The following is a 23,074-nucleotide window of genomic DNA, read 5'->3' as shown; positions in this document are numbered from 1 at the left end:
AGCAGCTAATCGCTGTCGCCCCGTTTCAATATTGCTTTACACCATCGAAGCAATGGAATCATCGATCATTGCGACCAACTCATCTTCATCAGGTGAAACGCGCGCATATACGCGCAGACCTATAAGCTGCATTTGGATATAGCGAGCAAGGCGGGCAGCGTCTTTTGAGGAATCGACCTCGCCTGCCGCTTGAGCTTGCTCTATCAGTTGCGTTAGCGCCTGCTCCACCGCCTTCAGCAGTCCCTTCGCCTCATCTAACAATTCTCCGTTTTCCTCTGTCAGTTCAGCAATCGCTTTAACCAACATACACATCTCACTAGGCGTATCCTCTCTGCAATTCAAAACTACGGTTTTGATAAATGCTTTGAGAGCTCCAAGCGGGGATTCAGACGTATGAGTACTTTCCGTTAATCGCGCTAAGCTGGCTTTTGCATAGTGATTTAGACTCTCTTTAAACAATCCTTCTTTGCTTCCAAATGCGGCATAGATACTGCCCGGACGCATATCAATATGGTCCTGCAAATTACGCATAGACGTAGCGTGGAAACCTTTTTCCCAGAAAAGGTTCGTTGCCTTATCCAGCACCTCAGAACGGTCATGTTTCAGAGTGTTAGCCATGATTGAAACTTCAGATTGAACATTTGTTCAAATTTTAGCTTGAACACCCGTTCAAGTCCAGCTAGGATAAAAACCATGAACGAACGTTCAAATTGATATTACATCTGCTGAAAGGTTCCGAAGGTTTATGAACGCACAATACACCCCACCAAAAGTGTGGAAGCATGAAGAGGAAAACGGTGGCACGTGGGCAAGTATCAACCGCCCAGTATCGGGTGCGACTCATCAAGCTAAGCTGCCGAAAGGTAAACACCCACTTCAACTGTATTCGATGGGCACACCCAACGGCCAGAAAGTCACCATCATGCTTGAAGAGCTACTCGCAGCAGGCGTTGAACAGGCAGAATACGATGCCCATATGATTCAGATAGGTGAAGGCGATCAGTTCTCATCAGGCTTTGTGGATATCAATCCCAATTCTAAGATTCCAGCCCTTGTTGATAACTCAGACTCGACGCCAGCACGCGTATTTGAGTCGGGCGCTATCTTGCTTTATCTCGCCAAGAAGTTTGGTCACTTCCTATCAGAAGACCCTAGCGAACAGACAGAACAACTGAATTGGCTGTTTTGGCTACAGGGTTCTGCACCCTATCTAGGTGGCGGGTTTGGACACTTTTACGCGTATGCCCCGGAAAAGTTCGAGTACCCCATAGACCGCTTTACTATGGAGGTAAAACGTCAATTAGACCTGCTGGATAAACAACTGGCGAGCCATCCCTATATCGCAGGCGAAAACTACTCCATCGCAGATATTGCTATTTGGCCTTGGTACGGCGAGCTCGTCCGCGGAAACCAATACAGTGCCGCCACCTTTCTAGATGTCGACAGCTACACCAACCTTCAACGCTGGGCAGAGCAGATCGCGCAAAGACCAGCGGTACAGCGCGGCCGGATCGTAAATCGCACTTGGGGCGAAGCCTGGGAACAGCTACGCGATAGGCATCAAGCTGCAGATATAGATCAAGTTCTAAAAATACAACCCTGAACAATTACTAAAAGCCATCTCAATTTACGTTAACTCAACAGGTTAAAAACACTTATGCTTAAATTCTATTTTCACCCAACCCCTAACCCGATGAAGGTCGCTCTTTTTCTTGAAGAAACGGGGCTAGAGTATGAATTGGTCCCTGTGGATACTTTAAAAGGGGAACAACACAGTCCGGAATACGCGGCAATCAATCCGAATAAAAAAGTACCTGCCATCGATGATGAAGGCACAAAGGTCTTTGATTCCACCGCAATCCTTCTCTACCTTGCAGAAAAACATAATCTCTTTCTAGGGGATGCCGAAGATAAGGCTAAGTTACTCTCATGGTTGATGTTTATTGCATCAGGCCTTGGGCCTTATTCGGGTCAGGCAGTGCATTTCCAGCGAGGTGCACCTGAGAACCTCCCTTACGCGATCAATCGATATCGCCATGAAGCTAAACGCCACTATCAAGTACTGGATGATCAATTGGCTAACAACACGTATATCACGGGTGAGACATACACCATTGCAGATATTGCCGCTTGGGGCTGGATTGACCGTGTGCTACCAGTTTTAGGCGAGAACGAGCTAGATAAATTCCCTAACCTATCACGCTGGTTTAAAACGGTAGATGCCCGCCCAGCAGTCGCAAAAGCCAGAAGCATCAGCAGTGATATCCAATTTAAATCAGAAATGGACGAAGAAGCGAAACGCGCTTTGTTCCCACAGAATTACTAAGTCCGATTAATTCTCCTTGGCTCAATTTCTACATGAGCCAAGGAGCCTAAACTCGCAGAATTCACACCATTTCGCTTACCCCTTCCCCCTTTTCACCAGCAAAGAGCTCAGCCAAAATACTTGACATAGATGCTGAGTTTTTAATAATGTATTAAAAATACATTTATATTGTTATAGGTTTAACGCCGTGCTCAAAAGGAATCGGCGTTTTTTTCGAATATTAAAATGTATTTTTTATACATCTTAATGTGCGTTACACAGCATCATTGATGCTCTAGGGAAAGCATAAAGACTTAGGAAGGTTTCGATTACAGGTGAGAGTAAGAACAATGAAACTAAAAATGAAACTACCGCTATTGGTATTACCGCTGCTTCTGGGGGAAGCCGTGTATGCCGATAGCCAAACAACCTACCAACAAAAGTGCATGGCATGTCATGACAATGGCGTAGCCGGTGCACCCAAAATGAGTGATCGCGGCGCATGGACCGCCCGTTTGGCCGAGCGTGGTATTGAAGGAATGTACACCAGCGCTCTGAAAGGAAGAAAAGCTATGCCACCTAAAGGAGCCTGCTTTGACTGCAGCGATGAGCAGATTAAGCGGGTTGTTGATTTCATGGTTAAAGGCAACTAATAGCGAGTAATTTATGTTAGCGCAAAGTGTATGGATCTTAACCTTACTCTGCCTGGCGGTACTCGCCCCAGTGTTTGGTTATGTCATTTCCCGATCTACCGAAGAGTGCGATTACGCTGAGGTTCAGCGTAATTGGTACTCCATCAGAGCCAAGTGGTTTCTATTTCTTGTGGTGTTTGGTGTTGGAGTTACTGCGACGACTCTACTGCCATACCCGCTGCCTCCACAGTTTTCAGCAACTGACGGCGCAAGCCCAGTAAATGTGGTTGGCCAGCAGTGGTATTGGACCATTGACGATACAGAGTATGACGTTGGTGAAACCATTGAGTTTCGCGTGACGTCAGCAGATTCCACCCATGGATTTGGTATCTATGACGAGAGTGGCACGCTTCTTACCCAAACCCAAGCGATGCCGAAATACACCAACCGACTGGTGTATACCTTCGACAAGCCTGGCACCTACAAGGTGCTATGCCTTGAATACTGTGGTCTGGCTCACCATGCCATGACAGCACAACTAACAGTCAAATAAGGAGGCGTAGATGACTGAACAAATTAACTACAGTGAACAAGAGAATAAGCTTGCTTCACTGGGCATCAAAGCCTACTTAATAACAAGCATGCTGGTCTTCAGTTTGATGATGCTAGCCGGCGTTACGATGCGAGCAGCGCAAGGTACGTTCATCGAAATTGGCGCTGACCTTTTCTACCAGATCATGACAGTACACGGTGCTGGCATGGTAGGCACAGCTGGCTTAGGAGGAACGGCTGTACTGTGGTACTTCCTGCGTAAATACATCAACTTAAGCAGCAAAGTTTTGTGGGTTAATTTCATTATTTTCCTCATTGGTGTTGTGCTGATCTTGGGCTCAATTTTTGTTGGTAAGTTTGCGGGCGCGTGGACCTTCCTCTACCCACTTCCTGCAAAATCGATGGGCGTTTGGTCGGTAGAATCTGCCGCCGTATTTATGCTCGGACTGTTGTTGATTGGTACCGGCTTCCTGATTCTTTACTTAGATATTGGCATCAAGCTGATTAAGAAGTACGGAAATCTAGGTAATGCACTGGGTTTACCGGTTGTATTCGGCATGAAGCCGGTCGATCCAGATCACCCTACGACAGTCGTTGCTGCAACCATGGTCTTGATCGTTAACTTTATTGGTATTGCTGCAGGTGCTGTTGTACTGGTGCTGTGCTTATTCAATCTATACCAACCAGACTACGAACTTGACCCGCTGTTAATCAAAAATCTGATCTACTTCTTCGGCCATGTATTCATTAACGCGACGATCTACTCTGCAGTCACCGCTGTTTATGAACTACTACCGAAATATACAGGTCGCCCATGGAAGGTTTCGAAACCGTTCTACTACGCTTGGGCTGCTGCATCACTGATGGTAATGGCGGTGTATCCACACCACTTGTTGATGGACTTTGTAATGCCACCTTGGCTGCTGGTTATCGGTCAGATTTTGTCTTACTGCAGTGGTATTCCCGTGCTCGCAGTAACAGCGTACGGCGCGCTGATGATCGTTTATCGTTCTGGCATCAAGTGGGATCTATGTAGTTCTATGCTACTGCTTTCCATGTTCGGTTGGGCTGGCGGGGTTATTCCGGCAATCATCGACGCCACTGTGACAGTGAACAAAGTCATGCATAACACAATGTGGGTTCCTGGGCACTTCCACTTCTACTTAGTGCTTGGCTTACTGCCGATGATCATTGGTTTCTGCAGCTACCTAGCTGCTAATAGCCAACCATCTAAAGCAGGTGCTATCGGCAAGCTCGCGTTTGCTACCTACTTTGTTGGCGCTATGGGCTTGATCCTAACCTTCCTAGCAAGCGGCGCAGATAGCGTGCCTAGACGTTGGGCGGTTCACTTGCCGGAATGGCAATACCTATCTCAGCTGGGTGCGATTGCAGGCAGTATGGTTCTGATCGGATTCCTGATCTTTACCCTACAAAACCTAGCACGTTTACCAAAGGCAAAGATTTAAGATGTTCAAATCACTGATAAGTAGCGCAATTGTATTAGCGCTCGCGGGAGGAGTTTTCTACTACCAGACGCTTGGTTTTGAAGCTTATACAGCTGAAACCAAACGTCGAGTAGAAGTAGAGCGCAACCCTATACCGTCACCACAGGTGACTTTCCAGAACCAAGCGGGAGAGCTTGTATCTTGGGAAGCGTTTCAAGGTCAGTACGTCATTGCTGATTTTGTTTACACCCGTTGTGAAACAGTCTGCCTAGGACTAGGTGTCGAGTTTGCTCGCTTGCAACGTCAAGCTGCAGATCTTATCAGTGATAGCCAGCTGCAATTGCTCACCATCAGTTTCGACCCTGAAAATGATGGGCCTGAGCAGCTGGCTGAATACCTTAATCGCTTTAAAGCAGATACTGCGTCTTGGAAAGCAGCACGCGTTGAAGACCCAGCGCAGTTGAAGCACCTAAAAGAGACATTTGGCGTCATTGCTATTAATGATGGTGAGGGGGGTTATATCCATAACTCTGCTCTCCACCTTATATCCCCAGAGGGCCAACTGATGAAAATTGTCGATTACAACCATGGCACTGAGTTACTTACGAGTATTCGTCAGAATCTGACCCATTCGGTAGGAGGCACCCATGCAGCAGGCAATGAAGTGGCTATTACTGCTGATTAATCTACTTTTGCTTACGGTCGGCCCTCTGAGTGAGCTACTCGAAGAGCAGATGGTTCTGCATCTACTGTTTCAATTGCCTGTATTGGTTCTGTTTGGTTGGTTTGCGGGTGAGATGCTGCCAAAAAAGTGGCAAATCTCTGCGAATCAATACAACTGGCAAGGAATCACTGGTGTTGTCGTTATTACCGTAGTTGGGCTGTTCTGGATGTTACCTAGCGCCTTAGATGCGGCTCTGGAATCCAATATTTACGACTTTGCAAAGGTAACGTCGATGTTACTCCTTGGCTGTACATGGTCGCTAACACGACATTGTATTCATCCACTCGTAAAAGGCGTTTTTCTACTCGAACTATGGGCAATGCTTGGACGATTTGGCTACCTGTTCAAAGTATCGCCAGATCGCTTGTGTAATAACTATCTATTGGGTGAGCAGCAGCTAGTGGGGCATATCCTACTGACGCTATCGATCGTGATCGGCGCTTTATGGGTCGCCAAGGTGTTATTTGGCAATAACCAAGCCCAAGACAATACAGATCCGCCATCGTCCCCTGAAGTTAAAGGCTACCTGCATGTATGTAAGTGAAATAACTAAATTCAGCAATCAAGCTAAACAGCGATGGGAACTGATGACAACACGGCCAAGCAACCTGCTTGTTGGCGCTATGCTTGCCGGAGCTTATGTCGGTTTGGGTATCATCCTGATTATGACCCTTGGACAGGACTTACCTGAAGAATTTAGAAAGCTAGTGATGGGGGCATCATTTGGGATAGCACTTACCCTTGTGGTGTTTGCCGGGTCAGAGCTTTTCACCGGCTATACAATGTACGGTACGATTGCCAGTCTAGAACGGCAGCTGCCTGTCAGCGGCATGATCAAAATGTGCATGTGGGTCTGGTTTGGCAATCTTTTAGGCGCATTAGTTCTAGGTTTGATCTACAAACTCGCAGACGGCGGGCTGATTAAAAGCGCCGATACCATTCTGCATACCATCGCTTACAAGAAGATAAATACAGATCTGGTTGCACTGTTTTTCCGCGCCATATTGTGTAACTGGTTAGTCTGCTTGGCTATCTGGATCTCTGCCCGAATGAGTAGTGAAGCAGCTAAATGCATTGTTATTTTCTGGTGTTTATTCGCCTTTATCGCATCAGGTTACGAACACAGTATCGCCAATATGACGGTCTTTTCCTTGGCTCTGCTATCTCCAGCCGTGGAAGGTATTTCATTCGCTGGTGCAGCCAACAATCTCTTCTGGGTAACCCTAGGTAACGCTGCAGGTGGTGCCCTCTTTGTAGCGCTCGGTTATTGGTATCAGAGCAATCCGATTACGCCTAGTAAACCCATTGATCAACCTAATCCAGAACCAAGCCAAAGGTAAGCTTATGAATCTCTTTAAATGGCTAACTGCTGTTCTGATCGTAACGGTGGTCAGCGTACTTGCGAGTACAGAAACTGAGAACAATAACCAAGTTGAACAGGATAAAGCCGTGCCAGCTATCGAACTAACGGATCTAATTACCGGCGAAGCGATTCAGTTTGATCTAATAGAAGGCAGCTTCATGCTCAACATTTGGGGCAGTTGGTGTGTCGCTTGCGCCCGAGAACATGATTTTTTACTTAAGTTACAAGCGTCTGGCGTCAGAATTATTGGCATCTCTTATATGGACTCAGCTAACAACGCTTTGGAGTGGTTGAATAAGAAGGGCAACCCGTACGCACGCAGTTTAATCGATTCCGAAGGCAAGCTCGGTGAAGCGCTAGGGATCAAAGGTGCGCCAGAAACTTATCTAATCGATAGTTCGGGCCGCATACGTTATAAACATATAGGAATACTGAACGAAGAAAACTGGCCCATTATTGCAGAAAGGTTCAAGCAACTGCAGTAGCGATCGGCTGAGTAAAATCAACAGAGAGTAACCAAAGAACAGTTACTCTCTATCTCTTAGTTTAGCTAGCTTTAAACCCGGAAAGCACTCACAGTGTGATTCAACCCTTCCGCCATTCTGGCTAGATCTAAACTGGCCTGAGAGGTTTCTTCCACACTAGCTGCATTCTGATGACCAAGATCATTAATATCGGTCACAGTGCGGGTGGAATCTTCACTTACGAGGCTCTGCTCTTCTGCGGCGGTGGCAATCTGGCTCATCATATTGTTGATATGGCTTAGCTGATCGACCACTTTCGATAGGGAATCCGAGGATCTCTCAGCCCCTTCAACCAACGTCATCGCTTGTGTCTGAGTCTGCCGCATTGAACTTACCACACGGGTCGATCCATCTTGCAGCCGTTTAATAATCTCAGAGATTTCAGAGGTAGAGTTTTGCGTGCGAGAAGCCAGTTGCCTTACTTCGTCAGCCACAACCGCGAAACCTCGCCCTTGATCACCAGCCCTCGCCGCTTCAATGGCTGCATTTAGCGCCAATAGATTGGTTTGTTCTGCGATATCCGAAATCACCTGCAGTACGGTACTGATCTCTACGGTGCTGCTATCGAGGTCTTTCACCGTATCGGCTGAGTTTTGCAGCTGATTCGATAACTCAGTAATACTCTCAACCGTGTCGATTAGGATATGGTTACTCTCCTGTAGCTCACCATCGGCCCTGTTAACCGAATCATTTACCTCGTTAATGTTATGCGCCATCTCATTTGATGTAGCGCTCATTTGCTGCATAGAAGCAGATAAAGTATCGGTCTGGGTTTGTTGGTTTTGCACATGACAGCTACTTTCCGACATTGCTGTAGCGACTTCCTCTGAGGTCGCGGAAAGCTGGCTACTGATTTCGACAATTTGACCAATCGATTTCTGCAGTTCTTGGCGGGTCATCTCCTGAGACTCCAACATTTGCGAGATCTCATCGACACCTGTGGTCTTAACATCATGGGTTAAATCCCCATCCGCTATATGCTTCATGCCTTCCACAGATAATTTAAGTCGACTGGTGATATTGCGCGTAATCAGAATACTCAACGAGATACCGATGGCTAAAGCGGCGATCAGCGTCACCACTATGTTGGTTAAAGCAGACTTCTCATGGGCCAACGCTGTCTCTGAGGCTTCAAGGGTGAATTTTTCAATCTCCGCCAACAGCTCTTCAAGATGCTTGGTCAATTGATCCGCGGCTTCTTCAACTTGAACAGCCAGTGCCTCTGAACGACCAAACTCTCGATTTTTAATCGCGGTCATAGCCGCCAAACCATGTTGCTGGAACTCTTGATGTTCTTTTTCAATCGCTTTTAGCTGTTCCGCAAGCATTGAGAACTCATCTAGTTCACTGGCGTAAACTTTCGAAATAAGCCCTCCGCTCTCGGTTTGAGACAGTTCTAAAATCTCCGACAGCTGCTTTTTGGTAGACCCGATGTGTTTGTCTACTTTGAGGCCAAATTCAATAAACTTGTCTTGTTCCTTAGAAAAGCTGTCCTGATAGCTACTCGTACTTTGACCACTCTCACTCTTCAGTAGCCCGACCGTTCCGAAATGAACTGCACGTTCAAAATGAATGGTTTGCTCAAGCTGGTATTCGGTAATCTTGGTCATCTTCTCGATCAAAGGGATATCTTTGTGGGCAATACTCTCAAGCTCTTTTCCGATCTGATCCATCGATACGATCGCTAGACCAGAGGTCATTAACAAAAGGGAGAGAAGCGATAAAACGAGTAGGGCTACTTTTTTGGAAACCGACATTTGATTTAGCATGACGACTAAAACCTCTTGATTCATCCTTGCAAGATTTCGCAACTCCATATCCGTACAACGCTCATTTATTTAAACAAGCTCTACAACTGACGGATTAATTGGGTAAATTAAGAGGTTACAAAATCCATTTGTTGGGGAATTTCCATAAATACCTTTTAGGTATAGCACAGGAAATTCAGAATACTAAGAATGAACTCATCCATTTTCCGCCCGCGTAGAACAACATCAAAACAAAAAACAATCCAAACAAAATTAAAGAGTTATCGCCAGGAAAGAAACCTCTTACCTATGAATAAGTAGACATAACAAACTCATAAAATGCACACATAACAGCTTTAACGCCAAAGATTTAAGCACTGATATAAGAGTTCAATATGAATCTATGATAATCCTAGAATTTCTTCTCGATCAGCCATTTTAATGCAATTCCGGCCGCTTTCTTTTGCCCTATAAAGTGCGTTATCTGCAGCACGTGCAATAGAGTGAAGACGAGACAAACCACCCTGACTTGTATGGTAAAGCCCTATGCTGATAGTTAATTTGATCACTTGTCCTTCACAATCAAAAAGAGACTCTTCTACTGATCTTCTTAACTTATCTAATATTTTAACGCTTTCATTTAAATTGACACGATTGAGCACTAATACAAACTCTTCCCCACCCGTACGATAAAGGTGATCAGACTCACGAGTGGCATCAATCATCAGGGTAGCAAGATTCTTTAAAACAAAATCACCTGCTGGGTGACCGTAGGTGTCATTTATTTGCTTAAACCAGTCAATATCGACCATACAAAAAGCAAACGGGATGTGATTTTTCTCACTCGCAACGATTAAGCTTTCAACATCGCTTTCTAGTGTCAGTCTATTCTTCAACTTAGTTAAAGGATCTCGGGTGGCTAGGTCTTTTAGTTTTTGATTAGCCATTTCAAGCTTTAAGGTACGAAGTTCAACCATCTCCTCAAGGCTAGCCATTGTTTTCTCTTGTGCTTTCTGAGAAGCCACAACTTGAGCAACCATAGGCCGAAAGATAAATATTATTTCTAAAATCAGTGCAATTAACGTTGTAACTAAAACTAAAAGCTCTAGGTTCGAAATAGTTTCTAGCCTCGCCTCCCCCTCTTCCTGGTATTGCTGTACAACTTTGTTTAAGTCTTTTAGAAGTTGCGGTGAAGTGTGATCAATTGACTGAAGATACAACATCCTGTCTTTAACGTTGTCACTTTTGTAGAGCTGCTCAGCAAGAGCTAAGTAACTATTAACTCGACTATGCAGGTTCATCTGACCAAAATACATGTCTCGTAATTGAGGTGATAGATCAATGACTTGATCCTTAGATAAAACACCTGAGGATAATTGCTTGTTTGCTAACCTCATATCAATGAGGTTCTGCAACATCAAAGTAGAAGGAGATGATCGATTAGAATCAGTTGCTTGGGCTTGATGGTAACGATGCACATCAAGTGCTATATGCTGGCTCAGCATACGTTGTCGTCCGGATAGGTTAACAACATAAGCTGTCGCCTCTGAATCAGACAACGCTGAATGCAAGGTGTAATAAGCACTCGTAGCCAACAAAGCAATAATAACGACCGCTAGCAAATAGCGACGGGTCGCTATTTTGTATAAGTTTCCGGTGTCATTAAGCCGATTTGGCATACTAGATCTCGATCCTTAAGTTCTTGAGTAATCACTAATACTAGCAAAGAAAAGGGTTCGGATTGGTCAATTCATAGACTAACAGCCCAAACTAATGACTACTATTTGATCTGGATCGCGATATTAAGTATTCCTTTGCGGCTTTAATCCTCATCCTTTAAATAAAGGCTCTAGCCCAGATTTCTGTGCCACGGGACTATTTTCACTGTTGTTAGCAGCCTCAACCTGCTTCAACAAGCCTTGGCCATCCCATGAGCAATTATCACTGGCAAAGCAGCTACGATTGAGGAATTCGATCTCGCGTTTGAACTCTGGGCTGACGCTATTGGATAAGTCATTCAGGTGATTACAACCTACATATTGATGGCGCGCCCAAATGATCAATTCTGCGCGTGCTTCTTGTACGTTGTTTGCTAAACAAGCCGCTTTGAGCTTTTTAAAACTTGGCACGGAATCAACCGATTTAGGTTCTTCCTGTATAACCTGTCGTGGCCGATGTCTTCGCCATAACAAAAATGCCGCTGTGGATAAGATAACCCCAATTAAGATACCCACAACCAACGTTAGCCAAGGTGAAATTTTGCTCTCGTTCACAACAACCTGTTGGCTATTTATATTATCCACAGGGCTATTTTCCACGGCCTGAGGTTCTTGCGTTTGGGGTGTTGTGGATAACGACTGTTGTACCTGAGGCGGAGGATTAGTAGCCAAAGCTGTTGTATCCGCTTCAACATCAATATTGATAGCAGGGATGCTCGCTGCTTCCTGTTGCTTAGCCTTAGTGTTCCACCAAGGAAGCTGTATTTCAGGTAACGTGATTTTGCCACCGCGTTCAGGGATCACAGTGACTTCAAGTTTAAGACTTAGGGTAAGTTCACCATCGACATAGTACTGCTCGATTTGCGGTTTGGTTGCGTATTGCTTTAGGCCTAGCACTTCCGGCAATACCAATTCAGGTAACTGCTCTTTTTTTACGCCTGCGGCCTCTAAGGTCAACGTTCGTGTGACCGGTTCACCTTGCTTCCAATTATCGATAGCTCGATCAAAATCACTACTCAAATTGATCTCTTTGGCTGATAGCCAATGCTCACCGGTAAACTCTGCAGGAATCTGCTGCACCTCAACTTCATAATCCTCTGCAGGCACAAAGATTCTGCGTACAGCCCTAGTATTAAAACCTCTAAAAGGATCTGGTCGACCATCAGGAACTTGGCCGCTCAACCGCGCCCCTTGGATTTTTAGCGTGCCACTTTGCTGCGGCGTAATCAGCCATGCCTGCTCGATCACAAGCATACGACGGCCATTCAATTCTTGCTCGTACTGACGCTGTTCACCCAAGGCTTCAATTAAAGCCTTACCCTCGGTCACTTGGGGTTCTTGGATGCCAGCATCATAAATTTTCCGACCCAGAACCAAGCTAGATTGATAGATGATAGGCTGCTGAACGATAGGGGTTTTATCAGATAGGGTAGAAAGGAACTCTACGCCACCATCAACAGCTGAAGGCTGCTTTACTTCAACAACTTCAATGCTGTGTTCTTTACTCTTCTCTCCCTCAAGTTCCAAGGCAGGTATAGTTAACTGGCCCGCTCGCTTAGGAAATAAGGTTAAAACCAGTTTAGTGGTGCTTTTTAGCGAACCATTTTGGAAAGTCGTACTGGACTGATGACTGCGCCCTAGAATCTGGAAGTCCTTATGCAGGGGTTCTAGATCAACTTGGTTAGCTTCATTCGCTGTAATCTTGAGAATCAGACGGAAGGACTCGCCCTGCTCGATACGATTGCGATCAATCTCGCTGCTGATCGCAGCCATCACTAACTGACTAAAGAGTAAAAGTGTTGTCGCGGTAAATAACTTAATCCCATTTACCATAGTTTATCCTCCGCTGCTGGCTGCTCGGAACGCTGACGATATTGATAGATAAATTTGCGTCGCCACAGACCCGCTGGATCATCTTGAATTCGGTTTAACATCTGCTGATTAGATTGCTCAGTTTCATCCAGAGGCTGAGATTGTTCGGTACTATCAACCTTCTGTTCTTGCTGCTCAGCATCTTTTAGCTTTTCATCCAACTGCTCCTTGAGCTCTTCAGCCATCTGTTGCTGATCTTTTTGTCTGGATGAAGATGATTGATCCATCTGTTGTTGCTGTTCTTGCTGCTGATCGGATGATTGCTCAGAAGCGTTACTCTGATCGTTTTGAGAATCTTGGCCTGACTGTTTCTCATCCTTTTTCTGCTGATCAGATTTGTCCTTTTGGTTCTGATCCCCACCTTGCTGTTGCTCTTGCTGTTTTAACAGGTCTTCAACCAACTTACGGTTATGCAGAGCATCTTCAAAATCAGGCCTTTCAGCTAACGCTTTATCGTAAGCCTCTAGTGCTTTCTCCAACTGTCCGAGCTTGGCCAGTGAATTAGCATGGTTATAAAAATCATTCACAGTTTCAGGCTCGGGCAGGCTATCTAAAGCCTGTTGATAATCTCCGCTCTCATAGTGCGAGAGCTGCTTCCAACGCGGATCTGTGAACAACTCCGCCGCAGCGCTTTTATCACCCTGTTGATAAATTTCAGCTGCTTGCTGGTTTTGAGTTTTCCACAGCCCTTGCCACCAATCAGCATGAGCTGGCTGGGAAACACCAGCAGAGGCTATTACGACAATAGGCAACGTCAGATTAAATAAACCACGGCGGAATAACGGCAATAAAAACGGTAATGCCAGCAAGATAAACCAAGGGCCTTCGGCAACCCAACGTTCTATATCTTTATCTGCATTTACGGCGGTATTCTCGCCAGATTTGAGACCAGCGATCAAATAATCGATATCCAGATCGTCCACACGAATTAACTGCGCCTGACCACCACCTAGACCAGCGGCTTCAGCCATCAACCCGATATTCATGGTCGCAATAACTTCATTGCCCTGTTGATCGCGTAAGAATCCATATTCGGTAGGTACAGGCCCACCATCGGCTGTACCAACGGCCAGAATAGAGATTTTACGACCTTGATTGCGAATACGACTGGCATCGGCTGCAACTTGCGCAGGTGAGACTTCATCGCTCACCAGTAGGATATTACCGCCTTGAATATTGGCCTGCGCTAACATCTGATCGGCTAACACTAAGGCGCGATCAGCCCGACTCCCTTGCACCGGCATAATGTCTGGAGTCATCGCTGGTAAGGCCGCCAATATAGTATCGCTATCCTCAGTCAGTGGCGTGACCGCGAAGGCATCACCGGCATACACAATCAGCGCAATTTCTGTATCTGGGAGCTTTTTGAGTAGATCTTTAATCTTAAAATTGGCCCGTTGCAAGCGGCTTGGTTTTAGATCGGTTGCATTCATCGACGCTGACAGATCCAAGGCAAGCACTAAGGCATCACTTTGCTTAAATACCGGTTGCGGTTGTTTCTGCCAAACCGGTTGCGTAGCCGCGACTGCGAGCAAGATCACCGCAGCAAATAAACTCCACGGCAACCAGTTACGTTTGAGCGGTTGCGTCCCCTGTTGTTTTAACAGCGGCAGCAGTTCCGGATCACAAACCTCAGACCAATCTTGGGCATCAGCACTACGCTTTTGCAGCCATAAAATCAGCAAAAGCGCCGCGGGAATAATCAGTAACCAAAGCGGCTGTTGTAGTTGAAGATCAGAGAACATCAGTTACGCCCCCTTATGCTGATCACCAAGACCAGAGCCAATACAAATGCGGCATAAAGCGGCCAGTGGAATAGCGGATCAATAGGGCGGAAGAATTCAGAGTCTTGTTCAACCGGCTCTAATTCATCTAACTCAGCATAGATCTCTGCGAGTTCATCCAGATCATACGCACGGAAGAAACGACCGCCGGTTTGCTCTGCAATCGCCGTTAGCGTCTTCTCATCCAGATCAGAACCTTGAGCAAAGAACGAACCTAAAACTCCACCTTGGCTGCCGCCACCAACACCTATAGTGTAAATTTTAAGCCCCTCTGATTTTGCTAACTCCACCGCCTGCAACGGCTTTAACACCCCTGCAGTATTGCGACCATCAGTGAGCAGAATCAGAATGCGTTGTTCACTTTCCATCTGTTTGAAGCGTTTTACCGCCAAGCCGATAGCATCACCAATTGCTGTAGCTTTACCCGCCAAACCCACTTGAGCTTCGTCTAACAAGGTTTTAACCGTATCGCGGTCATGAGTCAGAGGCGCCTGTTGATAAGCCTGTTCTGCAAAAAGAATCAGGCCAACGCGATCCCCTTCGCGGCGTTTTATAAAATCACCGGCAACTAATCGAGTTGCAGCCAAGCGGCTCACCCAACGGCCATTCACCTCAAAGTCCTGCTCCAACATACTTTCCGACAGATCCACCGCCATCATCAGATCACGGCCTTCCAATTGTTGTGGAATCGGTTCACCCAACCACTGGGGTTTAGCCACAGCCGCTATCAATAGCCCCCAAATAAGGTAAAGCAGCACTAAGCGCCATGGAGAGGATTGCGGGGTTGATACACCTTGTTGCGGCCCAACCGCTTGTTCCATCTGGTCAAGAAATGGCACATGAAGCGAAGTCCCTCCTTGATCCGCTGAAGGTTTAGAAAAGCGTCTTACTAGCCAAGGCAGAGGTAAAAATAACCAGAGCCACCACCAAGCAAACTCAAACATCGGCAGGCCCTCTGGCATTAGTTAGCCAACCTTTACAGGCACTCAACAACGCTTCGGCATCATACTCAGGTGATGCTTGATAAGGTGCTACTGCTAACACTGTTAAAGTGTCCGAACGGCTTTGCTTAGCTAAAAAATCGGTCCAAGCGGTTCCATTTAACGCGGCGACATCTTGGCGAGAATACAGGGTCAGCGCCAAGCGTTTTAACAGCGCATTACACTCTTCTGCTAAAAGCCGTTTATTTTGATGCTGCTGGTAGTTCGATTGAATGGCGTTAAGTTCTTGTAGCGCCCAACGATTTGGGTTGTTCCGTATCTTCTTCAAGTAGTTATAGCCAAACCACACTACTGCTATAAATAACCCGATGCTGAGTAAAATTAACAACCACCAGCCCGGCGCTAAAGGCCACCAGCCAATCATCTCTGGCTGCTGCATGGGACGTAGAGGAAGCTGGGAAAAGTCCATTAGCTCACCTCCGGAGAATTAAACTGAAATAACGGATGTTGATCCGTTTGCCAATGGGCAAACTCAACACCACGTAGGTTGTGCAGATTCTGTAATAACTGTAATCGCTGCTGAAACTGACCACGATATTTAAGCTGTTGCGCCTGATTGGCGGAAACCAACAATTCGCGCCCTAAGCCGCTAAAACGATACGATTTTCCGCTGCTTGGCAGTTGTTGTTCCAACGGATCGGAGATCAACACCAGCTTCAGTTCACAACGTTGTGCCAGACGCATCAGGTGCAGTTCGGTCTCTTCATCAACATCATGAAAGTCGCTGAAAATATAGAGGATACTGCCACTACTTAAGATCGACTCTAAGCGCGCTAGTGACTGTGCCAACGAACGCTCAGAGCTTTGCTCAGTAGGGTCAACGCCTTGAGACAGTGCGGTAATCATCTGCATCAATTGCTGACGACTATTGCTCGGTTTAAATAGCTGCTCTTGTTGCTCGCTAAGCAGCATGCCACCTACACGGTCGCCATTCGCCAAGGTGGTCCAGAGGGCCATCGCACTAGCATAAGCAGCCAACACCGATTTGAAGTGTCCGCGAGTGGCAAACTGCATACTGTGGCGAAGATCACACAGCAGGAATACTGGACGTTCGCGTTCTTCTCGATAAAGCTTGGTATGCGCTTCACCAGTACGTGCCATCAAGCGCCAATCCAAATGACGAATATCATCACCCGGTTGATATTCACGCACATCATCGTATTCCATACCACGGCCTCGGATATGACTCAGATGATGACCTTCACGAATAGCCATACGCTCACGGCTATTCTGTCGTGCAGGCGGCCAGAACCGTAAGCTGATAAGTTCATCCACACTGATTAAGTGTCGTGCGGATGGTACAGGCCTTGGGCTTGCTTCCCCTAAGAACATAGATTGATCCCTAAGGTACCGCCACGCGGTTGATCAGTTCGGCGATCAATTTATCTTTATCTAAACCTCTCGCTTCAGCGACATAGCTCAAGCCGATACGATGTCTAAGCACACTAAATGCGATCTCTTGGATATCATCTGGCGTCACAAAATCACGTCCAGCCAACCAAGCTTTAGCACGCACAGCGCGATCCAATGCGATACTCGCACGTGGGCTTGCGCCAAAGACTAAGCTATCTTTCAGGTCTTCTCCGTAGACTTCTGGATTCCGAGTCGCCATCACCAGTGCGATCATATAATCCTCAAGGTTATCCGCCATGTAGACCTGCATAATGCTGGAGCGAGCTGCGAATAATTCCTGCTCGGTCAGCGCAACATCAATATGAGCGGCTTCCCCCGCTAACTCGGAGTTATGCTCGTCACGTACCAAACGCAGGACCTCTTTCTCTTGATTGTGATCTGGGTAATCAACACGGATATGCAACATGAAGCGGTCTAGCTGAGCTTCGGGCAGTGGATAAGTTCCCTCTTGCTCCAGCGGGTTTTGCGTCGCCATCACCATAAAGAATTTAGACAGTGGATAGGTTTTACCTGCAACCGTGACTTGTCGCTCCGCCATCGCTTCTAACAACGCAGACTGTACTTTGGCTGGCGCACGGTTGATCTCATCCGCTAATAATAAGTTACAAAACAGAGGTCCCTGACGGAAACTAAACTCGCCTTTTTGTGTGTTGTAGATCTCAGTACCGGTAATATCGCTTGGCAGCAGATCCGGAGTAAATTGGACACGATGGAACACGCCTTCTAATAGATCACTTAAGGCATGTACTGTACGCGTCTTCGCCAAACCTGGAGGGCCCTCCAGTAAAACATGGCCATCCGTAAGCAATGCAATCAACAGATGCTCAACTAAGGCTTCCTGCCCAATGACTTTCTGCTTTAAAGCCTCTGATAATCCGATCAGTTTACTCTGCAAGGTTTGACTCGATGCCGTATTTGCAGTGGCTTCTACTGTCATTCTAAGCTCCTGTTTTTATTAATTTTGCACAATGACGTTACGAATGAGATGCCTATTTATATGCGGTTAGCATCCCTGTTTTCAACTCTGTCACTCGATCTAATTTTACCCGTCTAAAGGCGGAGATCGTTGGTCACTGAAATTGAGAAATAGTTCCTAATTCAACTCAACAATCAATCGAGATCACCCCATAGTTCTAACAAACCTCCGGAAAAAGTAACAAACGTATCATTTGTTTAAAACTTATAAATGATACGTATTATCAATTATTCCGTATCTTTTCACTCTACATTTGCAGCCACAATATCAGGACTCGATAGTCCTGCGGCAGACAATCAAAAACTCGACCCCTTTATGAATCAAAAACTAGATATAACCAGCCAAAACACAGTGGCCAAACCAAAACCGAAAAGGAAGATCTCCGGCCAATATATTGCTTTTTTAATCCATAGTTTTTTTGGTTTAAAAATCACCCTAATTCTGACCTTAGTGTTGGCGTCTGGAACACTGGCGGTGATTGCTCAAGAGATTGATTGGTTGCTAATGCCAGAGATGCGAGTAACGCCGATGGATACCCGACTGAATGAAGGTATCTTGTTAGATAAACTGCAAGCGGCTTATCCGGAAAATGGCCTAAGCAACTTCCAGCCTAACGCAAATTTCCCATACACCGCGGCCAGTGCCATGTTTAACGATAGCAATGGCGGTTTTAGAAACGCTTGGATTAACCCTTACACCGGTGAAGTCTTAGGTGACACCCAACTTCTAACAGTAGGTAATTTCCTGAATTTCCTACATACCACCCTATTCCTACCTGTTGTGGGCCGAAGTGTCGTAAACGCCTTCGGTATTTTTACGATTATCTCTTTAGTCGCCGGATTGCTCGCAGTACCTAATTTCTGGCGTTACTTTTTCCGCAAACCGCGAATGAACAATATGCGAGCATTTTTAGGCGACTTCCATAAGATCGTTGGCGTTTGGAGCATCTGGTTTTTAGTAATTATCGGGGTATCAGGGGCTTGGTGGTTTTATCAGGTGCCGTTCGTTTTATACGCTGATGCACCGAAGCTGCATGAGCCCTATGATCGTAAACCACTGCTCGATTACGCCGAACTAGATAAGTTTGGTAGCCAAGCGCCTACGGCCCTAAGTAGCGATCAAATTGTCGATATCGTTAAGAAAAAATACCCAAATTTTGAGATCACACGCATGGTGCCACCCGAGCACAATGCAGATCCGTATGAGATTGGCGGCTCTCAAGGCGAATGGCTGATACGAGGTGGAGGAAGCCGCATCTGGATCAACCCTTATGATGGCACCATCATTAATCAATCCATGGCTGACTCATTCACCTTTATGCAACGTTTTGATCTAGCGATGCACCCTCTTCACTACGGCACATGGGCTAAATCTGGCGCAGCTGACTTGATCGTAAAATTCATCTGGTTTGTCTTCGGTGCGTTAATGACCGCCCTCGGTGTTACCGGCCTGATCATCTATTACAAACGTACCAAACGGGCTTCGCGTATAGTCTCCAATCGCAGTCCAGGCATAAAAAAACTAATCAAAGGCTGGCGTATTGTTCGTCCATGGGGCGGCCCTATGGGCGTCTTCAAGTACCTTAATATCTTAATGTTAGTTGGTGTTGGCTTTGGAACCAGCGTTGTATTAACACTAGCAGTGCAGGGCATATCCAATGCAGGCTTTGAATACACTCAAAAACCTTTAGGCCCTTGGGAAGTTAAAGTAAACGCATTTGCCGGTTTCCTGGAAAAAGATCTGCCGCCTATCAGAGAAGGTGGACGCACAAATTTCTCAGTCAAAATTCCGAAAGAATCTTTGAGTGAGATTAAATTTATCTACGCCCGCGTAGGTAAACCGAGGACCTTAAGAGCTCCCGGAACCCTAATTCATGGTCCTCTCGGTGCAAAGCATGTTCATTATCAACTGCCGAAAAAGATTCGCGATAACGCTGAGCTGTGGGTTACCGCTATCACTTGGAGTGGCGATGTTTACCAAGCTAATTGGCCATTAATGCCTGATGGCAAGGAGACTATCGATGTTCGCTAAACAAGCAATCGTATTTGCAGCATTAGCTCTGCTATCTGCGCCTTCGTTCGCCCATAGCATTTTCCTAAACTGTTCTACAGCAAATGAGCAGATTGAGTGTAAAGGCAGTTTTTCAGACGGTTCTGCGACGAGTGACTTCCCGTTTGAAGTCATATCCTATGAGGATGAGTTACTAGTCAAAGGCCAAACGGATAAAGACTCGGCATTTAGTTTTCCAACACCAGATCAGGACTACTACATCTTATTAGATGCAGGTCCGGGTCATGTTATTGAACTCGATATATTGGATGTGCAATAAGTTTTTATCACCCACCATATTGGCTGGTTTATCAAACCTTAAACCAGCCAATTTTAACTTCGCCGCACTCAAACCCTTTCGCAACATTCCTCTCACAAAAACTTCTTCAGCCTGTCATCTAATCGTCACCCGACATAGATAGTTTTGGCGGCATAAATTTATAAGACTTCCTATAAAAGGTATTTTCAATGTCTATGCTGCACGGTTCTCACCCTCTTAAAGCGCTAGCCTTAGCTGTTGGTGCAAGTTTGCTTACAACTACGGCTTACGCTGCCCCAATTCAAGTAACTAATGGTAATGACAACGGCGAAGGCTCCATGCGTGCAGCACTGATCGCTGTTGCTGAAGGTAAAGCAGATAGCGTTATTGTTACTAGTAAAGACGATATCGTGATCAACTCCACTCTGACTTATACTGGTCAGGCACCTATCGCGATCTACGGCAATGGCCAGATCATCAAAACCGAAAAAAACACCGATTTGCTGGCTATCTCTGAAGGCGCAGATCTAAATATCAGCGGCCTGAAATTTGAAGGTCCTAGCGGTTTTAGTATCCAAAACCGAGGCGACCTAAAAGGTAAAGCAGGCAAAGGCATCTTCGTTAACCTACGAGATAACCAAACAGGCACACTAACCGTGACACTAAATGACGTTGAAGTTAGCGGTGTTGCTTATCACGGTATCCACATCTCTGATTGTGATATTGTCAAAGATTGTGGTGCTGGCGCAGGCGGCAAAGGCAATGGTTCTCCAGCTTCTATCGCAGTAAATGCATATAACCTAAACATCCACAATGTAGGCTATGGCCGCGTAGATGGCGACGGTCTTCGGGTCGATGAACGTAACGAAGGCAATATACTATTCACCGCTCATAACTCTCGCTTCAACAAAGTAGGCGCTGACGGCGTTGAGCTGGATGAAGGCCAAAATGGCGACGTGATTGTTAACGTAAGCAACGTCGATTTCTCTAACAATGGTGGTTACTGCCAAAAAGACCTTCTACAACCTCTACTACCATCGCCAGTAGAAGCTGAGTTTAAAGATGGCGAGATATCTGCTGACAAAGTACCTGCTGAGATTACCGGTTCCGCTGATGACAAATGCTTTGAGCGCGAAGTCGATCTTTATGCTTCCGGCTCGGTTGAAGCTTACGAGTTTGGTATCGATTTTGATGATGGTTTTGATATCGACGAAGCAGGTAACGGTAGCATCAAGACCGTCCTTTACTCTTCGACTATCCACAATAATCTAGATGAAGGTCTAGACTTTGACGAAGAAGGCGAAGGCGATATCGAGATCACAGTAATTGACTCTGCTGCATCAGGCAACACCGATGATGGTTTCAAAATGACGGAAGAGGAAAACGGCAACCTTACAGCTCTGATCTCTTCTGGTCATGCCGACAAAAACGGCGGTAAAGGTATTGTGCTAGAAGCTAAAGATGCAGGCAAAGTTGCAGCCTTCATCGAAAACAGCACAACCGCAAATAACGACAGTGGTAAGAAATCCGGCCTTAAGATTAAAGGCAAGGGCGTAATTACACTGAAAGGTTCTGAAATCACTGACGGTTTCAAATCAAAAAAAGCTGAGATCGTAAAAATCTAAGCCCAAACAGCCAAATAACAAGGGGGAGCACTATGCTCCCCTTTTCGTCGCAATTAATGCGACCTTTTCGTTCAAAATACAGCCGCTTCGAAACCTGATGCTAGTATTGAAACCATCTCACTTGGTTTTAGGAACCCTATTGAATGGACTTCACTAGCCTCCCTATACATAGCTTCTACCTAATGGTTGCGGTGGTCAGCCTTTTAGTTATTGCCTCGATCATCTGTTTTCTAAAAAAGCAGGCTCATCCAGATAGGGATTACACCGAGTTATGGCTACGAATCCGCAGTTGGTGGATCATAATCGGGCTGATTTTTGTCGTCTTGTTATTGAGCCCAACGGCAACCATTATCTTCTTTGGTTTTCTTAGTTTTCTGGCGCTCAAAGAGTTTCTTTCAATCACACCTATTCGATTTTCTGATCGACGCACGCTGTTCTGGGCTTACCTAGCTATCCCAGTGCAATACTACTGGGTGCATGACGCTTGGTATGGAATGTTCATAATCTTCATTCCAATCTATCTCTTCCTGATTTTGCCAACACGTATGGTTCTGACCGGCGATACTCGCGGTTTTATTAGATCAGCAGGGATTATTCATTGGGCTACCATGCTGACTATTTTTGCGATCAGCCATATCCCATTTTTACTGGTGCTACCCGAGAAAAACGTCGATGCAGGCCCTATCGGTTTAGTTTTGTTTTTGATCTTTATTACGCAATTAAACGACGTCGCTCAGTACGTATGGGGCAAGAGCTTTGGCCGCCGCAAAATCATACCCAAAGTAAGTCCTAACAAAACCTGGGAAGGTTTTATTGGTGGGGTCTGCACCATCATGGTTGTCGCAAGCATCTCTAGCCCTTGGCTCACCCCGATGTCTTGGTATGAAGGGCTGGCAGCAGGTGCAATTATTGGTATAGGCGGGTTCTTTGGAGATGTCGTTATAAGCGCAGTGAAACGCGACCTACACATCAAAGATAGCGGTACGCTGATCCCCGGTCATGGCGGCATATTGGATCGAATGGACAGCCTAATGTTCACCGCGCCTCTGTTCTTCCACTTTATCTATTACTTACATTACTGAGC

The 23,074-nt window shown here is 46.0% G+C and carries 22 protein-coding genes; 13 read left to right on the top strand and 9 right to left on the bottom strand.

The features are described from left to right. Positions 1-36 precede the first annotated feature (36 nt). Positions 37-618, bottom strand: coding sequence for a TetR/AcrR family transcriptional regulator (locus tag ACMXYV_RS00760; RefSeq protein WP_415889881.1), 582 nt, complete (start codon positions 616-618; stop codon positions 37-39). A gap of 127 nt (positions 619-745) precedes the next feature. On the opposite strand from ACMXYV_RS00760, the gene yghU reads away from it, so the two are divergent. From yghU to ACMXYV_RS00715, 9 genes are all read left to right on the top strand, one after another. Then, complete coding sequence (yghU, locus tag ACMXYV_RS00755; protein ID WP_415889880.1) at positions 746-1,603, top strand: glutathione-dependent disulfide-bond oxidoreductase; 858 nt, start codon at positions 746-748, stop codon at positions 1,601-1,603. A 54-nt stretch (positions 1,604-1,657) separates the two neighbouring features. After that, on the top strand, positions 1,658-2,326 hold the full coding sequence (locus ACMXYV_RS00750) for a glutathione S-transferase family protein (protein ID WP_415889879.1): 669 nt from the start codon (positions 1,658-1,660) through the stop codon (positions 2,324-2,326). Between the two features lie 341 nt (positions 2,327-2,667). Continuing rightward, positions 2,668-2,958: a c-type cytochrome gene (locus ACMXYV_RS00745; protein ID WP_415889878.1), complete on the top strand. Its 291-nt coding sequence runs from the start codon at positions 2,668-2,670 to the stop codon at positions 2,956-2,958. A gap of 13 nt (positions 2,959-2,971) precedes the next feature. Further along, positions 2,972-3,490 carry a hypothetical protein gene (locus ACMXYV_RS00740; RefSeq protein ID WP_415889877.1) on the top strand — a complete coding sequence of 173 codons (519 nt, stop codon included), beginning with the start codon at positions 2,972-2,974 and terminating at the stop codon, positions 3,488-3,490. Positions 3,491-3,500: 10 nt separating this feature from the next. Further along, entirely contained in the window at positions 3,501-4,955 is a 1,455-nt protein-coding gene (locus tag ACMXYV_RS00735) for a cbb3-type cytochrome c oxidase subunit I (protein ID WP_415889876.1), read from the top strand. A 1-nt stretch (position 4,956) separates the two neighbouring features. Beyond that, complete coding sequence (locus tag ACMXYV_RS00730) at positions 4,957-5,619, top strand: SCO family protein (RefSeq protein WP_415889875.1); 663 nt, start codon at positions 4,957-4,959, stop codon at positions 5,617-5,619. Next, the gene (locus tag ACMXYV_RS00725; RefSeq protein WP_415889874.1) at positions 5,582-6,202 is read left to right on the top strand and encodes a hypothetical protein; all 621 of its coding nucleotides are present in this window, start codon (positions 5,582-5,584) and stop codon (positions 6,200-6,202) included. Before ACMXYV_RS00730 ends, ACMXYV_RS00725 begins: the two co-directional genes overlap by 38 nt. A 43-nt stretch (positions 6,203-6,245) precedes the next feature. Then, complete coding sequence (locus tag ACMXYV_RS00720) at positions 6,246-6,998, top strand: formate/nitrite transporter family protein (protein ID WP_415889873.1); 753 nt, start codon at positions 6,246-6,248, stop codon at positions 6,996-6,998. 4 nt (positions 6,999-7,002) lie between these two features. Next, positions 7,003-7,506, top strand: coding sequence for a DsbE family thiol:disulfide interchange protein (locus ACMXYV_RS00715; RefSeq protein ID WP_415889872.1), 504 nt, complete (start codon positions 7,003-7,005; stop codon positions 7,504-7,506). A 71-nt stretch (positions 7,507-7,577) separates the two neighbouring features. Here ACMXYV_RS00715 and ACMXYV_RS00710 read toward each other — a convergent pair whose 3' ends face one another. The 8 genes from ACMXYV_RS00710 to ACMXYV_RS00675 all read right to left on the bottom strand — a co-directional run bounded on the left by ACMXYV_RS00710 (position 7,578) and on the right by ACMXYV_RS00675 (position 18,018). Continuing rightward, positions 7,578-9,302: a methyl-accepting chemotaxis protein gene (locus tag ACMXYV_RS00710; protein ID WP_415889871.1), complete on the bottom strand. Its 1,725-nt coding sequence runs from the start codon at positions 9,300-9,302 to the stop codon at positions 7,578-7,580. A 392-nt stretch (positions 9,303-9,694) separates the two neighbouring features. Continuing rightward, on the bottom strand, positions 9,695-10,972 hold the full coding sequence (locus tag ACMXYV_RS00705; RefSeq protein WP_415889870.1) for a diguanylate cyclase: 1,278 nt from the start codon (positions 10,970-10,972) through the stop codon (positions 9,695-9,697). Between the two features lie 150 nt (positions 10,973-11,122). Further along, positions 11,123-12,844, bottom strand: coding sequence for a BatD family protein (locus ACMXYV_RS00700; protein ID WP_415889869.1), 1,722 nt, complete (start codon positions 12,842-12,844; stop codon positions 11,123-11,125). Beyond that, positions 12,838-14,628, bottom strand: a complete 1,791-nt coding sequence (locus ACMXYV_RS00695) for a VWA domain-containing protein (protein ID WP_415889868.1) — start codon at positions 14,626-14,628, stop codon at positions 12,838-12,840. The genes ACMXYV_RS00700 and ACMXYV_RS00695 overlap by 7 nt, the downstream gene beginning before the upstream one ends. Continuing rightward, on the bottom strand, positions 14,628-15,611 hold the full coding sequence (locus tag ACMXYV_RS00690) for a vWA domain-containing protein (RefSeq protein WP_415889867.1): 984 nt from the start codon (positions 15,609-15,611) through the stop codon (positions 14,628-14,630). Before ACMXYV_RS00690 ends, ACMXYV_RS00695 begins: the two co-directional genes overlap by 1 nt. Further along, entirely contained in the window at positions 15,604-16,077 is a 474-nt protein-coding gene (locus ACMXYV_RS00685; protein WP_415889866.1) for a DUF4381 domain-containing protein, read from the bottom strand. Before ACMXYV_RS00685 ends, ACMXYV_RS00690 begins: the two co-directional genes overlap by 8 nt. After that, entirely contained in the window at positions 16,077-17,000 is a 924-nt protein-coding gene (locus tag ACMXYV_RS00680; protein ID WP_415889865.1) for a DUF58 domain-containing protein, read from the bottom strand. Before ACMXYV_RS00680 ends, ACMXYV_RS00685 begins: the two co-directional genes overlap by 1 nt. A gap of 10 nt (positions 17,001-17,010) precedes the next feature. Beyond that, positions 17,011-18,018: an AAA family ATPase gene (locus ACMXYV_RS00675; RefSeq protein WP_415889864.1), complete on the bottom strand. Its 1,008-nt coding sequence runs from the start codon at positions 18,016-18,018 to the stop codon at positions 17,011-17,013. A gap of 354 nt (positions 18,019-18,372) precedes the next feature. Here ACMXYV_RS00675 and ACMXYV_RS00670 point away from each other — a divergent pair, with 354 nt between their 5' ends. From ACMXYV_RS00670 to ACMXYV_RS00655, 4 genes are all read left to right on the top strand, one after another. Beyond that, a complete protein-coding gene (locus ACMXYV_RS00670) occupies positions 18,373-20,088 on the top strand; it encodes a PepSY-associated TM helix domain-containing protein (protein WP_415889863.1) in 1,716 nt (571 codons plus the stop codon). After that, complete coding sequence (locus ACMXYV_RS00665; protein ID WP_415889862.1) at positions 20,078-20,386, top strand: hypothetical protein; 309 nt, start codon at positions 20,078-20,080, stop codon at positions 20,384-20,386. The genes ACMXYV_RS00670 and ACMXYV_RS00665 overlap by 11 nt, the downstream gene beginning before the upstream one ends. A 188-nt stretch (positions 20,387-20,574) precedes the next feature. Next, complete coding sequence (locus ACMXYV_RS00660; protein ID WP_415889861.1) at positions 20,575-21,990, top strand: hypothetical protein; 1,416 nt, start codon at positions 20,575-20,577, stop codon at positions 21,988-21,990. Positions 21,991-22,133: 143 nt separating this feature from the next. Beyond that, positions 22,134-23,072 carry a phosphatidate cytidylyltransferase gene (locus tag ACMXYV_RS00655; protein WP_415889860.1) on the top strand — a complete coding sequence of 313 codons (939 nt, stop codon included), beginning with the start codon at positions 22,134-22,136 and terminating at the stop codon, positions 23,070-23,072. Positions 23,073-23,074 lie beyond the last annotated feature (2 nt).

This window comes from Neptuniibacter sp. SY11_33 (assembly GCF_047778025.1).
Taxonomy (GTDB): domain Bacteria; phylum Pseudomonadota; class Gammaproteobacteria; order Pseudomonadales; family Balneatricaceae; genus Neptuniibacter.
The sequence above is the reverse complement of the archived record's forward strand: the minus strand, read 5'-3'. Positions and strand labels throughout refer to the sequence as shown.

Coding starts and splice junctions, on each gene's coding strand:
- ACMXYV_RS00750 (WP_415889879.1), top strand. CDS start 1,658: ATGCTTAAATTCTATTTTCACCCAACCCCTAACCCGATGAAGGTCGCT.
- ACMXYV_RS00675 (WP_415889864.1), bottom strand. CDS start 18,018: ATGACAGTAGAAGCCACTGCAAATACGGCATCGAGTCAAACCTTGCAG.
- ACMXYV_RS00680 (WP_415889865.1), bottom strand. CDS start 17,000: ATGTTCTTAGGGGAAGCAAGCCCAAGGCCTGTACCATCCGCACGACAC.
- ACMXYV_RS00740 (WP_415889877.1), top strand. CDS start 2,972: ATGTTAGCGCAAAGTGTATGGATCTTAACCTTACTCTGCCTGGCGGTA.
- ACMXYV_RS00670 (WP_415889863.1), top strand. CDS start 18,373: ATGAATCAAAAACTAGATATAACCAGCCAAAACACAGTGGCCAAACCA.
- ACMXYV_RS00720 (WP_415889873.1), top strand. CDS start 6,246: ATGACAACACGGCCAAGCAACCTGCTTGTTGGCGCTATGCTTGCCGGA.
- yghU (WP_415889880.1), top strand. CDS start 746: ATGAACGCACAATACACCCCACCAAAAGTGTGGAAGCATGAAGAGGAA.
- ACMXYV_RS00700 (WP_415889869.1), bottom strand. CDS start 12,844: ATGGTAAATGGGATTAAGTTATTTACCGCGACAACACTTTTACTCTTT.
- ACMXYV_RS00730 (WP_415889875.1), top strand. CDS start 4,957: ATGTTCAAATCACTGATAAGTAGCGCAATTGTATTAGCGCTCGCGGGA.
- ACMXYV_RS00660 (WP_415889861.1), top strand. CDS start 20,575: ATGTCTATGCTGCACGGTTCTCACCCTCTTAAAGCGCTAGCCTTAGCT.
- ACMXYV_RS00745 (WP_415889878.1), top strand. CDS start 2,668: ATGAAACTACCGCTATTGGTATTACCGCTGCTTCTGGGGGAAGCCGTG.
- ACMXYV_RS00685 (WP_415889866.1), bottom strand. CDS start 16,077: ATGGACTTTTCCCAGCTTCCTCTACGTCCCATGCAGCAGCCAGAGATG.
- ACMXYV_RS00760 (WP_415889881.1), bottom strand. CDS start 618: ATGGCTAACACTCTGAAACATGACCGTTCTGAGGTGCTGGATAAGGCA.
- ACMXYV_RS00695 (WP_415889868.1), bottom strand. CDS start 14,628: ATGTTCTCTGATCTTCAACTACAACAGCCGCTTTGGTTACTGATTATT.
- ACMXYV_RS00715 (WP_415889872.1), top strand. CDS start 7,003: ATGAATCTCTTTAAATGGCTAACTGCTGTTCTGATCGTAACGGTGGTC.
- ACMXYV_RS00705 (WP_415889870.1), bottom strand. CDS start 10,972: ATGCCAAATCGGCTTAATGACACCGGAAACTTATACAAAATAGCGACC.
- ACMXYV_RS00665 (WP_415889862.1), top strand. CDS start 20,078: ATGTTCGCTAAACAAGCAATCGTATTTGCAGCATTAGCTCTGCTATCT.
- ACMXYV_RS00735 (WP_415889876.1), top strand. CDS start 3,501: ATGACTGAACAAATTAACTACAGTGAACAAGAGAATAAGCTTGCTTCA.
- ACMXYV_RS00710 (WP_415889871.1), bottom strand. CDS start 9,302: ATGTCGGTTTCCAAAAAAGTAGCCCTACTCGTTTTATCGCTTCTCTCC.
- ACMXYV_RS00655 (WP_415889860.1), top strand. CDS start 22,134: ATGGACTTCACTAGCCTCCCTATACATAGCTTCTACCTAATGGTTGCG.
- ACMXYV_RS00690 (WP_415889867.1), bottom strand. CDS start 15,611: ATGTTTGAGTTTGCTTGGTGGTGGCTCTGGTTATTTTTACCTCTGCCT.
- ACMXYV_RS00725 (WP_415889874.1), top strand. CDS start 5,582: ATGCAGCAGGCAATGAAGTGGCTATTACTGCTGATTAATCTACTTTTG.